The sequence below is a fragment of the Lysobacter sp. DMC97 genome (assembly GCF_056313745.1).
Genome location: NZ_JBQUZR010000003.1, coordinates 467,386 through 478,950, shown reverse-complemented (window position 1 = coordinate 478,950; position 11,565 = coordinate 467,386). Strand labels below are relative to the sequence as shown.

The window sequence follows — 11,565 nt, the reverse complement described above, 5'->3', positions numbered from 1 at the left end:
CATGCGGTGCAGGCGGTGGGCGCAAGCGGGATTCGCAGCCTCGATTTCGTGGAGGCAGGCCCTCACCCCATCGTCACCATCGGGCGTTCTACCCTCGGCGATGACCGATCCGACCATACGCCAACAGCATCCTGCATCACTGTTCCCCACCGATGCCGCATGCTACAAGTCAGGTGCATGACGCTTCGCTCATGCATCCACGCATCTCCCCACCTGTACTCGGACCACAGGGGAGCAACAAAAGGAGTTGTTCATGAAGACCATGATGAAGATCGGCGCATTCGTGATATCTATCGCTATTCTTTTCCCGATTTCCAGCAGCCATGCCGGTAATCCGCAGGAATGCAGAGCGGGATTCCGCGCATGCTTGGCGGAAAATTATCCGGAGAGCGAATGCCAGGCCGGTTACTACTACTGCCTCTATGGCTATCAGCCCGCGAAATCCGCGGCCACCCCGCTCGTCGATGGTCGTCGCGACTGAGCAGAAAGCAAGGCGAATCAACGGCCAAGCTTCGTGAAACATGCAATGGCTGGGCCGACAACCCAGCCATTGCGACAAATTCAATGCCCCCATCCAGGCCGTAGGGCAGGCTCAAGCCCGCCTTGCGAGTTCGATGCCGGCGCATGCAGTGCGGGCGATGGGAGCAAGCGCGATTCGCCCCGCTATCACGCGGGACACTCTGCCCCCGGCGATGACCGACCCGAAATCACCAGATCGATGATCTGGCCTGCGTCATTCGAATCCGGCGCATCAGGACACCTCGCCCGGCGACGTCCATGCGATCGCCGTCTGCACGTCAGGCGCGCCGAGCTTCTTCGCGGCACTATGCAGGTAGAAGGAGGTCGTCGCGAGGCTGGTGCCGAGCATCGCCGCGATGTCACGGCGCCGCATGCCCCGTGCGGCCAGTTGCAGGCATTGCTTTTCCCGAGCGGTCAGCGCGGTCGGTTGCGGTGCCAGCACGACACCGGGCAACGGCGGTCTGCCGCCGTCGCCGCCGCCAGTTCCCGCCGCCGATGGCAGCGTGGCATGGGGCGTCACCGATGCCTGCGGGACGCCGTCCTTCGGTTGCGCGCGCCTTGCCATGCGATCACTTCCTCCGTCGAACCGATACCCCTGTGGGGTGGGCCCCTGGCCCACCATCACGACGATGTCGTTACGCGGGGGTGGGCCTGGGGCCCACCCTACGCGCTACATTGCGGGAACAAGCGCGCCACCGCCCACACGAAGCCGGTCGCGCAACACCGAATGCACCCGGAAGCAGACCTCCCATGTCCACCCGTGATGATTTCCAGAAAATACTCGAAGAAAACCCGATCGTGCTGTTCATGAGGGGCAACGCGGCGTTTCCGATGGACAGTTTCGGCGCCTCGGTCGTGCAATGTCTCAACGACGTCGGCTGCCGCCCCTGCACGATCAACATATTGCAGGACCCGGACATCAAGCGCTCCCTGCAGAATGCAACCCATTCGACGCCGCCCCCGGTACTGTACATCCATGGCGAATTGGTCGGCGGCTACGACACCATCATGGACCGCCTCGATTCCGGCGATCTCCAACGGATGTTGTCCACGGCGAGCGCTCGGCCGTAGGGCGGGCTCAAGCCCGCCTTGCGCGTTATCTGCCAGCCTGGATTAACTTCCGGCGGATCGCGATCGTGGCGAGCAACAGGCCACAGAAGGCGCCCGTCAAGGCGATGGCGGCGGCGAGGATCGAGCGGGCATCTTCGGGGCCGATCGCCGCGAGATGGCGAAATACCGAGGCCGCTGACAACGCAATTGCGGTGGATGCGGCGGCAGCGATCCACAGGACCTTCGTCGCCCGACGATCGACTCCCGGTTGTGCCGACGGCATGGTCGATGCCTGCGACAGGCGCACGGAAACGGAAATGGCCGAAAGCAGGAACGAGACCACGAAGACCAGTGTCAGCACGATCGTCACCACCGCGTTGACCGCGTCGAGGACGGGATGCGCGGAATACTGGCCCACCCGCTCGAACGTGACGTCATCGGGGGCGATGACAAATTCATGCACCACCCAATGCGCCAGGTACGACCAGGCCAGCATGAGGACAAGGGACACCAGCGCGACGAGGCTTGACCTGCTGCGGAGGCCGACATGGAGGTACATGACGCCGAGCACGAACGCCATCGTGACGGGATAAAACCCGTATTCGGCAATTGATTCCACGCGATCCTCCGGTCTGCGGCGGTGTCTTCGGATGCCGCCGGATCATGTGCTTCGAACGGAAGCCGCAGCACGACGCCGACGTCGTTTGCAGATTCGCACGATGCATCGGGCGCAGGCGATGCCCGCACCCGGGAACACCCTCACACGGCGCCGTCGAGCGGCACCAGGCGGCTGTCGGCATCGTACTGCAGGCCGCAGAGCATGGCGGCCATGCCGCGCAGGGTGGCCTGCGGGCTGGCGCCGCTGGCTTCGCACAGGGCGATGAACTGCGGCGGGACTTCGACGATGAGGACGTTGGACGGCTGGAACTGCGGCTTGGACATGGCGGAACCCCGTTTCGCCCGACGCCCGGAGTGAGCGCCGTTGGCGAGTCCAACCCGCATCGCGCGCAGGCGCGTCAAGGTTTGCGCAGCAACTCGCCTCGACCTTGACGCGCCGAGCACGATGCGATGCTGGGACGACAACGGTGGGTACCTTTAACCTGTCTGCGTAGACTTTTTCTTTTGTAGGGCGCATAAGCCGAAGGCGTCATGCGCCGTCATAGCCCGCCAACATCGCGCCCAATGAAGGTGCATGACGCTTCGCTTATGCACCCCACGAAGCGTATGCGCCTTACGGCTTTAAATTAAATGCAATCACGAGGCCTACAAGGGACAACACCCACACCGGAAATAAGCCGCTCCACACGATCGCCATCAGATCCCGACTTTATTGAAGGATCCCAGAAATCAGAATCACTAGTTACCAAAAACTCGCATTGAAACGCGAGAGAAGAAAGGGCGTGACCAATATCAATTGGCTCTAAAAACTTCTCTAAAGATTTTTTTAGCGCTCTGTTAGCCCTTTTTGACGCACGAAGATCGCTATCGGAAACATAATTCACCGCAATTCCGTGGACACTCGAAACCACCAAGAAAGACAACACCTGCTCCGCATAATCTCCAACAGAGCTCTCCGAATTTATTAACTGCATGTTTACCGAAACATGCCAACTCACAGATTCCGGGTTCAATATTCTATTGCAATCCAGATAGGCATCAGCATTTTGGTTCTGCGCATGCTGAAATATATTGGTGTCGTAATATCTCATGACTTTGACCCATGAGAAGAAGAATTTTTTTTCATCCTTGCTAGCGAAATTTCTTTAACGGTGTCCAGAGAGACATCCATAAAACCCTTAGGGAACGGACGGTCTGGTGCTGCTTTATCATTGAATCCAACACGTTGCACATCCGCACTAGCGCCACTGTTCTCGACAAAAAAAAGAGCAACCGAATCCGAATCAAGAGATCCATTTGCAATCAATCTTTGAACACCAAGAACAAAATCGACACTATGTGTCTCGACGAAAATCTGATTGCCTCGACGCACCGAATCCGTGAAAACGTCCGCTAAACGCGATTGGGCAAGAGGGTGCAAATGAAGCTCAGGCTGATACGCCAAGAGAAATCCCTCCTCCAATCGCGCATCAGCAACAATCAAGGGCAAAACTTGACTTAAGCCGAACCCAGCATCTGCAATTGAAACTTTCTGCCTTGATTTTGTCGGAGATACTATTATTTCAAAAACCCCACCACTCTTTCTCCCGGAAGCCTCTTTTACATCAAAGCTTTGCGCCAAACCCAGCCGCTTCATACCAAGCTCGATTCTGCTTCGAACTGCCTTGCTCCACTGATCATCTCTTGACCAGCACTCAACAAGGAATTTCACCAATTCCCTGTCCTCGGAGCGCAACCCAGGATCATCAAGAACGTAGATTGATCTTGGAGCAGGTCGGTGTGGATTTACGACCTCTAGATCCCTGCGTTGCCCACCAACTACCTGCCCAAACCTTCCTGCCAACGATGCCAGCTCTTGTTTCTGAGCCATAAAAAACACAGGTATCAACCTGTAAAAAAACGCAGGGACACCATCCAAAGACTGCGATCCTGAATCGGTGAGAGACTTCCAATTGACGATCATCTCTTTGAAATCCAGATCAATCATTTCAGATCCGGCTTTCGCCACCATGCGGATTGTCTCAATGCCGCCGCCGTACTCAGATTGGACGAGCTTATACTCAAGTGAAATTGGAAAATCAGCTTGGGGCGACTTGACAACAAACTGCATCGAAAAATGGTTCGCACGAGGAACACCTTTCGACCAATTTTTTCGCACGGCGGCATCAAATGAACTAAATTGCGGAACCCCATCAATAACCAAAGGCTTCTTACTCTCACCCGTCATCGTTCGCAAAAAAACCTCTATTGCGGCCAAAACAGATGTTTTGCCTGAATTATTTGCCCCAATGAAGATATTTAGTTGCGACAACTTGATCGGCCCAGTTTTTTTGTGGGCACGGAAGTCCTGCAGAGAAAGCTCGCGAAGAAAGTTATTTGCCACGTTCGACACCCTCCTTCAGAATCGAATGATGCAATAGCATCGTTTCAACATGATTTTTCGAACGATGCCGCACCGTCACATACCTTCCTCGGGCTCCTCATCCCCAACACAAACTGGATGACTAATCCGCCACAGCCCATGCAGCATTACCACCTCCATTAAGCAAAAAACCCTGCCGATCAAGAACAATGATCTGCAGCAAAGTCAGCCAGTCGGTAGCGCTACAGTTGCGACGCCGCTGATAAGCTGCCCCCCCCGCTTGATTCACAGCCGTTCATATAGGCCACCGCTGTCTAGGGTGGGGTTCGCTACGCTCACCACCACCCTACAAACTCAATGCCCCCCATCCAACGCCTTCAACTCGCTCACGAGCTGACTCGCCATGTCCGCCCCATCGCCGTAGAGCATCCGCGTGTTGTCGGCATAGAAGAGTGCGTTTTCGATACCCGCAAACCCCGTGCCCTTGCCGCGCTTGATGACGATGGTGTTCTTGCTGTTGACGACGTCGAGGATGGGCATGCCGTAGATCGGCGAGGCGGGGTCGGTCTTGGCGACGGGGTTGACCACGTCGTTGGCGCCGATGACCAGCGAGACGTCGGTGTTGGCGAACTCGGGGTTGATGTCGTCCATGTCGGCGATGAGGTCGTACGGCACGCCGGCTTCGGCGAGCAGCACGTTCATGTGGCCGGGCATGCGGCCGGCGACGGGGTGGATGGCGAACTTCACCTTCACGCCGCGCTCGATCAGGCGCTGGGTGAGTTCCCAGATCTTGTGCTGGGCCTGGGCGACGGCGAGGCCGTAGCCGGGCACGATCACCACGCGTTCGGCGAAGGCCATCATCGCGGCGACGTCGCTGGCGTCGATGGGCTTCTGGCTGCCGGTGATGGCCTGGGCCTCGCCGGTGGCGCCGAAGTTGGAGAACAGCACCGACTTGATGGAGCGGTTCATCGCCTTCGCCATCAGGCGGGTGAGCAGGATGCCCGCGGCGCCCACCATCATGCCGGCGATGATCAGCGCCTCGTTGCCCAGCACGTAGCCTTCGAACGCGACCGCGAGGCCGGTGAAGGCGTTGTAGAGCGAGATGACCACCGGCATGTCGGCACCGCCGATGGGCAGGGTCATCAGCACGCCCAGCGCCAGCGCGGCGGCGAAGAAGCCGACGATGTACGGCAGTTGCAGCGTGTACAGCGCCATCGCGCCGAGCACGACCGCGGCGATCGCGACCAGCGCGTTGAGCACCTGCTGGCCGGGGAAGGTGTAGCGCTTGTCCATGCGGCCGTCGAGCTTGGCCCAGGCGATGATCGAGCCGGTCAGCGACACGGCGCCGATCAGCGCGCCGATGACGGCCAGTGCGAGCGTGGCGTTGTGGGGGCCCACGATCCGCGGGCCGTGCAAGCTGGCCGAGATCTTCAGCAGTTCCACCGCGCCGATGGCCGCGGCCGAGCCGCCGCCCATGCCGTTGAACAGTGCGACCATCTGCGGCATGTCGGTGATGGCGACCTTCTTGCCCCAGACCCAGTTGACCGAGAGGCCGAGTGCGATGGCGGCGGCGATCAGCGGCAGGTTGTGCAGGCCGGGCAGGAAGAAGGTGGCGGCGGTGGCCAGCACCATGCCCACGCCGGCCCACTGGATGCCGCTGCGCGCGGTCTTCGGCGAGGCCATGCGCTGCAGGCCCAGCAGGAAGAGCGTGGCGGCGACGAAGTAGCTGGCCTTGACCAGCAGGGAGAGCAGATCGGCGGCGCTCATGCCTTGTCCCCCTTCTTCGAGGACTTGAACATGTCGAGCATGCGTTCGGTGACGACGTAGCCGCCAGCGGCGTTGCCGGCGCCCAGCAGCACCGCGAGGAAGCCGACCGCCTTCTCCAGCGGCGTCTCGGCGTGGCCCAGCACCACCATGGCGCCGATCAGGACGATGCCGTGGATGAAGTTGCTGCCGGACATCAGCGGGGTGTGCAGGATCACCGGCACCCGCGAAATGATCACATGGCCGGCGATGGCCGCCAGCATGAAGATGTAGAGCGCTACGAAACCATCCACGGACGATGTCCTCTCTTCCCCAGGGTCTGTCCGCATCATAACCGCGGGATGAATGCGAAAGGGCTGTCAACCGTCGCAACGGCGGGGCGTTCTCTGTCCCGCCGGCCGGCAAGCCCCCGACTACTCCGACAGGACCCTCCCGATGAAATCGCTCCTTGCCCTTCCCCTCGCGCTGGGCGCGCTGCTCGGCACGCTGATCACCCCAGGCACCGCCCTCGCCGCCGATCGCGGCGACCGCATCGACCACCGTTTCGACCGCCGCGGCGAGCAGGCCGAGGCCCGCTTCGACCACCGGGGCGATCGCCTCGAACGCCGCTTCGACCAGCGCGCCGCGCACGCCGAGGCCAACGGCCACGACCAGCGCGCCACGCGGCTGGCGCGCGAAGGCGACCGCGCCGACGCCCGCTTCGACCGCAAGGGCAACCAGGCCGAACAGCGTTGGGACCGTCGCGGCGACCGCGCCGAGCGTCGCTGGGACCACCGGCATTGAGCGCCGCCCATGGCGGACGGCTCGCCCCGCGGTCGCGCCACCCCCGCAGCACCGCATAAGCTTTCGCGCGTGAGTCCGGACGCAGGCCAGCGCGTTGTCCCCGCCGTTCCCTCCCCGGGGGCGGTCGGGGGCCTTTCCTTCGATGCCTTCCTGGCAGGCATCTCGGCGCGCGCGTTCCGGTTCGCCGAACTGGGGCTGCGCCACCGCGAGGACGCGCTGGACGCGGTGCAGGACGCGATGATCCGGATGATGGGCTATCGCGACCGGCCGTCGGACGAATGGACGCCGCTGTTCTGGAGCATCCTGCGCAGCCGGATCGTGGACATCCAGCGGCGGGGGCTGTTCCGGATGCGCTGGCTGGTGTCGCCGAAGTCGTCGCGCGACGGCGAGGACGACATCGACTGGACCGAACAGGCGCCGGACGGTGCCCCCGATCCGTCGCAGGCCCACGATCACCGCGAGGCCTACGACACCCTGGCCGAGGCCCTGCGCGCGTTGCCCGCGCGGCAGCGCGAAGCCTTCACCCTGCGCGTGCTGGAGGACTGCGATGTCGCCACCACCGCGCGGATCATGGGTTGCAGCGAGGGGTCGGTGAAGACCCATCTCTCCCGCGCCCGCGACACCCTGCAGAAACGACTGGAGGATTTCCGATGACCTCGGACCGCCCCGACCCCGCCCCGACCGATGCCGCCTTCGACGCCGCCGCACGGCGCGCCCACGCGGCCTCGCTCGACCGCCTGTCGCCGCGGGTGCAGGCGCAGCTCGTGCAGCGCCGGCGCGCCGCGCTCAAGGGCGAGGCCCCGGCCGGCGCCCGCCTGTGGCCGATGCTGGCCGTCGGCGGCAGCGCCGCGCTGGCGCTGACGGTGGGCCTGCTGTTCCTGCGCTCGCCCGCGGACGACGCCGGCCACGCATCGGCGCAGGCCGCACCGGCCGTCGCCGACGCCACGCCCGTCGCGGCACCGCCCGCCCCCGCTCCCGCGCTGCCGGCACCCGCACCGGCACCGCAGCAGGTCGCCGCCGCGCAGGCCGGCGACGTGGTCGCCGTCGACGCGCTGCCCGCCGACTGGACCGCCGCCGACTTCGACGCCGCGGAGGCGATCGGCGACCTCGGCACGATCGACGAAAGCCCCGATTTCTATCTGTGGCTGGCCGCGCAGGGCGACCCGTCCACCGCCCCGGAGTCGCTATGAACCGCTCGTTCCTGTCGCTGCTCCTGGTGTGCGCGGGCCTGCTGGCGCCGGCCGCCACGCCGTTCGCGCAGTCCGCGTCGCGTCCCCCGCCGCCGCCTATGCGGCCAGGCACCGCCGCGCCGGCGTCGCTGCCCGACTGGGACCACCTCTCGCCGACGCAGCGCGACGCGATCATGGCCGTGGTGCGCGAGCGCTGGAACGGCAATCCGGGCCAGCGCGCGCGGATGCTGCAGCACGCCGAACGCTGGCGGCAGATGACGCCCGACCAGCGCCGCCAGGCGATGCACGGCCAGCACCGCTGGGAGCAGATGTCGCCGGAGGAACGCGAACGCGCACTCTCCGCCTATCGCCAGTCCCGCGGGCAGGGCCAGCCGCGCAATGGCGGCCTGCCTCCCGACCAGCGCCGCGAACTGCAGGACGACCTCCGCAGCCTGCCGCAGGACGATCGCCGCGAACTGCGCCAGCAGTACCGGGCCATGCCGCCCGAACAGCGCGAGCAGGCGCGCCGGCAGTGGGAATCGATGACGCCCGAACAGCGCCGCGAATGGCTGCGCAACCGGCGCCGGAACGGTCAGGGATCGCTGTGAGCCTGCGGCGGCGGGGCACGCCCTGGCCGCTACTCGCCTTCCTCGCGGTGCTGGCCGCGAGCCCGTTCTTCCGCGCCGCCACGCCGTCGGCCGAAGCGGCGCCGTCGGCCGCGACGCTGCGCGACCTCGCCTACGGCCCGGACCCGCACCAGCGCGTCGACGTGTACTTGCCGTCGAATCCGGTCAATGCGCCAACCATCGTGTATGTGCACGGCGGCGGCTGGCAGGGCGGCGACAAGGCGTCGCCCTCGGCGATCGACGCCAAGCGCCGGCGCTGGAATGCGCTCGGGGCGATCGTGGTGTCGGTCGACTATCGCCGGGTGCCGGCCGTCGATCCGGTCGAACAGGCCCGCGACGTCGGTCGCGCACTGGCCTGGGCGCAGGCGCGCGCCGCGCGGGCCGGCGGCGATCCCGATGCCTTCGCGCTGATCGGCCACTCCGCGGGCGCGCATCTCGTCGCGCTGCTGGCGGCCTCGCCCGACCTGCAACGCGACGCCGGCGTGCGGCCATGGCGGGCGACGGTGCTGCTGGATTCGGCCGCCGTCGACGTGGTGGCGACGATGCACGCCCCGCCCGACCGCCCGCTGTTCGCGCAGGCCTTCGGCAGCGATCCGGCGTTCTGGCAGGCGGCTTCGCCGCGCCACAGGCTGAAGACGGCCACCGCACCGATCCTCGCCGTGTGCGCCGAAGCGCGCCCGGATGCCTGCACGCGCAATCGCGACTTCCTCGCCCGCGCCGCGAGCTTCGGCACCCGCACGCAACTGTTGCCGGTGGCGCTGGATCACGGCGGCATCAATCGCCGGCTCGGCGAGGACAACGCCTACACCCGCACGGTCGAGACGTTCCTGCGCGATGCGGGCCTGCGACTCGATCGCGACGATGCGACCGGCGAAAGGCTGCCGGCACCGTCGGACATCGCCCCTCGGCCCTGAGCCGTGCGACGCCGCGTTGCCGAGGCCGATCGCCGACGATTCCGGCGAAATGCACGACCTTCGTTGCTCCGACGCGCGGTCGATGCTAGAAAGCGCCCTCGCAGCGAACCGCGCTGCCCATGAGGTCACAGGGGGATTCTTGAACACGCATATCCGCTTTCCGTTGCTCGCCGCCGCCATGGCGCTCTCTCTTCTGCCGCTCGGCGCACAGGCCGCGAAGGCCCCGACGCCGATCAGCGATGCCGATGCCGCGGCGCTGCGCGGCAAGACCGCGGCGGTGACGCTGCACGAAACGCCGTCGTTCATGGCGATGACGGCGGGCAAGGCCGGCTTCGGTCTGCTCGGCGTCGCCGGCATGGTCAAGGCCGGCAACGATTTCGTGAAGAACAACGAGATCCCCGATCCTTCGATCCTGCTGCGCGACCGCCTCGGCGCCCTGCTGCAGGACACCTACGGCCTGCAGGTCAAACCGGTCGACACGACGGTGACCGAGGAAAAGAAGCCGGCGAAGATCGCCGCCCTGCACGCCGCGGACGCCGACGTGGTGCTGTCCGTGCGTTCGCTGGGCTGGAACTACGGCTACTACGCGACGGACTGGAGCCACTACTGGGTCGGTTACGCCGCGGAAGTGCAACTGGTCGACGCCAAGACCGGCAAGTCGATGAGCCAGGCGGTCTGCGGCGCCAACACCCAGGCCAATCCGATCAAGCCGACCCTCGAGAACCTCCGTGCCGATCGCGCGCAGCTGACCAAGGACATCCTCAACGGCCTGGGCTGGCTGTGCGTGCAGTTGCTGGCGAAGGACCAGTTCAAGATCCCGCAGGACAAGATCCCGGCGATCCCCGCCGAATACGTGAACCCGCTCCTCCGCCTGCAACCGGCCGGCACCCCGGCGGCCACGCCCGCCGCGGCTCCGGAAGACGCGGGCACGGCGGCACCCGCCCCGACCGACGCAGCCCCGGAGCAACCGGCAGCGGAAGCGCCGGCCACGCCCCCGCCGGCCACGGCCGCAACGGGATCGGGTACGCCCTGATCGGCAGGGACGTCAGCGTCCCGGTGTGGCGGCGGTGCAACCGCCGCCTTCCACCGTCAGCACCGCCGCGAACTGCGGCAAGGCATTGAGCCGGCCGGCCGCGGCCTGCTGCTTGGCGTCTTCGAGATAGATGCGCGGCCGGCCCTGGGCGTCGGGGCGCAGCGGCGCGGACGCAGCGGGCTTGCGCCAGATCCGCACCACGGCCACCTGCTTCGGGCAGGTGGCGTTCGGCACGCGGAGTTCGTCGTTGAGGATCCAGCCACCGGCCGTCGAAGGCGCGGCCTTCGCCGGGTCGACCAGCCGCGCCCGCGGCTGGCAGCGCGGCGCGGTGCGCGCGGCGCCGAGCAGATAGGGCTTCGCGGGATCGGCCACGAAGCGTCCCTGCAGGTAAGCGCAGGTCTCGGGAATGATGCGCAGCGTGTGCACCTGGCCCACGGCCTGCGCCGGGAACGGGTCGCGCTTCACCTCGGGGGCCTGCGCGGCCAGCCAGGCAGGCCACAGCAGCGCCAGGGCCAACGGCATCGCCATCGGCAGCGGGCGGACGAAGCGACGGGGCGGCTGGCGCATGCAGGGAATCCGGAAGACGGGGACGGAAACGCCCCGGACAGTGCCCGAATGCGCGTGAACTTGGGCTGGATCAAATCCGCGTGCCGCGACTGCCGGCATGCTGCGACGCACCAACCGTGAAGGCCATCGCGCGCCCGTCGTCGCCGTTTCCACCCGGCGC

The 11,565-nt window shown here is 65.2% G+C and carries 16 protein-coding genes; 8 read left to right on the top strand and 8 right to left on the bottom strand.

The window, feature by feature from the left end; translation table 11 throughout:
• Positions 1-253: 253 nt before the first annotated feature.
• Entirely contained in the window at positions 254-481 is a 228-nt protein-coding gene (locus ACT53Q_RS08330) for a hypothetical protein (RefSeq protein WP_476186191.1), read from the top strand.
• Positions 482-751: 270 nt separating this feature from the next.
• Here the strand turns inward: ACT53Q_RS08330 and ACT53Q_RS08325 are convergent, their stop codons facing one another.
• A complete protein-coding gene (locus ACT53Q_RS08325) occupies positions 752-1,084 on the bottom strand; it encodes a helix-turn-helix domain-containing protein (protein WP_476186190.1) in 333 nt (110 codons plus the stop codon).
• A 185-nt stretch (positions 1,085-1,269) separates the two neighbouring features.
• Here ACT53Q_RS08325 and ACT53Q_RS08320 point away from each other — a divergent pair, with 185 nt between their 5' ends.
• Positions 1,270-1,590, top strand: a complete 321-nt coding sequence (locus ACT53Q_RS08320; protein WP_476186189.1) for a glutaredoxin domain-containing protein — start codon at positions 1,270-1,272, stop codon at positions 1,588-1,590.
• Positions 1,591-1,615: 25 nt separating this feature from the next.
• Here the strand turns inward: ACT53Q_RS08320 and ACT53Q_RS08315 are convergent, their stop codons facing one another.
• From ACT53Q_RS08315 to ACT53Q_RS08290, 6 genes are all read right to left on the bottom strand, one after another.
• Positions 1,616-2,188 (bottom strand): hypothetical protein, encoded by a 573-nt coding sequence (locus ACT53Q_RS08315; RefSeq protein ID WP_476186188.1) that lies wholly within the window; start codon positions 2,186-2,188, stop codon positions 1,616-1,618.
• Between the two features lie 140 nt (positions 2,189-2,328).
• A complete protein-coding gene (locus tag ACT53Q_RS08310) occupies positions 2,329-2,511 on the bottom strand; it encodes a hypothetical protein (protein WP_476186187.1) in 183 nt (60 codons plus the stop codon).
• Positions 2,512-2,813: 302 nt separating this feature from the next.
• Positions 2,814-3,278 carry a hypothetical protein gene (locus tag ACT53Q_RS08305; RefSeq protein WP_476186186.1) on the bottom strand — a complete coding sequence of 155 codons (465 nt, stop codon included), beginning with the start codon at positions 3,276-3,278 and terminating at the stop codon, positions 2,814-2,816.
• A complete protein-coding gene (locus tag ACT53Q_RS08300) occupies positions 3,275-4,570 on the bottom strand; it encodes an AAA family ATPase (RefSeq protein ID WP_476186185.1) in 1,296 nt (431 codons plus the stop codon). Before ACT53Q_RS08300 ends, ACT53Q_RS08305 begins: the two co-directional genes overlap by 4 nt.
• A gap of 333 nt (positions 4,571-4,903) precedes the next feature.
• The gene (locus tag ACT53Q_RS08295) at positions 4,904-6,316 is read right to left on the bottom strand and encodes an NAD(P)(+) transhydrogenase (Re/Si-specific) subunit beta (protein WP_476186184.1); all 1,413 of its coding nucleotides are present in this window, start codon (positions 6,314-6,316) and stop codon (positions 4,904-4,906) included.
• The gene (locus ACT53Q_RS08290) at positions 6,313-6,642 is read right to left on the bottom strand and encodes an NAD(P) transhydrogenase subunit alpha part 2 (RefSeq protein WP_476186183.1); all 330 of its coding nucleotides are present in this window, start codon (positions 6,640-6,642) and stop codon (positions 6,313-6,315) included. Before ACT53Q_RS08290 ends, ACT53Q_RS08295 begins: the two co-directional genes overlap by 4 nt.
• A gap of 106 nt (positions 6,643-6,748) precedes the next feature.
• On the opposite strand from ACT53Q_RS08290, the gene ACT53Q_RS08285 reads away from it, so the two are divergent.
• From ACT53Q_RS08285 to ACT53Q_RS08260, 6 genes are all read left to right on the top strand, one after another.
• Positions 6,749-7,096, top strand: a complete 348-nt coding sequence (locus tag ACT53Q_RS08285; RefSeq protein ID WP_476186182.1) for a hypothetical protein — start codon at positions 6,749-6,751, stop codon at positions 7,094-7,096.
• A gap of 69 nt (positions 7,097-7,165) precedes the next feature.
• A complete protein-coding gene (locus ACT53Q_RS08280; RefSeq protein WP_476186181.1) occupies positions 7,166-7,750 on the top strand; it encodes an RNA polymerase sigma factor in 585 nt (194 codons plus the stop codon).
• Positions 7,747-8,286, top strand: coding sequence for a hypothetical protein (locus ACT53Q_RS08275; protein ID WP_476186180.1), 540 nt, complete (start codon positions 7,747-7,749; stop codon positions 8,284-8,286). Before ACT53Q_RS08280 ends, ACT53Q_RS08275 begins: the two co-directional genes overlap by 4 nt.
• A complete protein-coding gene (locus ACT53Q_RS08270) occupies positions 8,283-8,873 on the top strand; it encodes a DUF3106 domain-containing protein (RefSeq protein ID WP_476186179.1) in 591 nt (196 codons plus the stop codon). The genes ACT53Q_RS08275 and ACT53Q_RS08270 overlap by 4 nt, the downstream gene beginning before the upstream one ends.
• A complete protein-coding gene (locus tag ACT53Q_RS08265) occupies positions 8,870-9,805 on the top strand; it encodes an alpha/beta hydrolase (RefSeq protein ID WP_476186178.1) in 936 nt (311 codons plus the stop codon). Before ACT53Q_RS08270 ends, ACT53Q_RS08265 begins: the two co-directional genes overlap by 4 nt.
• A 139-nt stretch (positions 9,806-9,944) precedes the next feature.
• The gene (locus ACT53Q_RS08260; protein WP_476186177.1) at positions 9,945-10,838 is read left to right on the top strand and encodes a hypothetical protein; all 894 of its coding nucleotides are present in this window, start codon (positions 9,945-9,947) and stop codon (positions 10,836-10,838) included.
• Positions 10,839-10,850: 12 nt separating this feature from the next.
• Here ACT53Q_RS08260 and ACT53Q_RS08255 read toward each other — a convergent pair whose 3' ends face one another.
• Positions 10,851-11,360 carry a hypothetical protein gene (locus tag ACT53Q_RS08255; RefSeq protein ID WP_476186349.1) on the bottom strand — a complete coding sequence of 170 codons (510 nt, stop codon included), beginning with the start codon at positions 11,358-11,360 and terminating at the stop codon, positions 10,851-10,853.
• Positions 11,361-11,565: the final 205 nt, after the last annotated feature.

Coding starts and splice junctions, on each gene's coding strand:
- ACT53Q_RS08275 (WP_476186180.1), top strand. CDS start 7,747: ATGACCTCGGACCGCCCCGACCCCGCCCCGACCGATGCCGCCTTCGAC.
- ACT53Q_RS08290 (WP_476186183.1), bottom strand. CDS start 6,642: ATGCGGACAGACCCTGGGGAAGAGAGGACATCGTCCGTGGATGGTTTC.
- ACT53Q_RS08330 (WP_476186191.1), top strand. CDS start 254: ATGAAGACCATGATGAAGATCGGCGCATTCGTGATATCTATCGCTATT.
- ACT53Q_RS08305 (WP_476186186.1), bottom strand. CDS start 3,278: ATGAGATATTACGACACCAATATATTTCAGCATGCGCAGAACCAAAAT.
- ACT53Q_RS08255 (WP_476186349.1), bottom strand. CDS start 11,360: ATGCCGTTGGCCCTGGCGCTGCTGTGGCCTGCCTGGCTGGCCGCGCAG.
- ACT53Q_RS08270 (WP_476186179.1), top strand. CDS start 8,283: ATGAACCGCTCGTTCCTGTCGCTGCTCCTGGTGTGCGCGGGCCTGCTG.
- ACT53Q_RS08325 (WP_476186190.1), bottom strand. CDS start 1,084: ATGGCAAGGCGCGCGCAACCGAAGGACGGCGTCCCGCAGGCATCGGTG.
- ACT53Q_RS08320 (WP_476186189.1), top strand. CDS start 1,270: ATGTCCACCCGTGATGATTTCCAGAAAATACTCGAAGAAAACCCGATC.
- ACT53Q_RS08285 (WP_476186182.1), top strand. CDS start 6,749: ATGAAATCGCTCCTTGCCCTTCCCCTCGCGCTGGGCGCGCTGCTCGGC.
- ACT53Q_RS08295 (WP_476186184.1), bottom strand. CDS start 6,316: ATGAGCGCCGCCGATCTGCTCTCCCTGCTGGTCAAGGCCAGCTACTTC.
- ACT53Q_RS08310 (WP_476186187.1), bottom strand. CDS start 2,511: ATGTCCAAGCCGCAGTTCCAGCCGTCCAACGTCCTCATCGTCGAAGTC.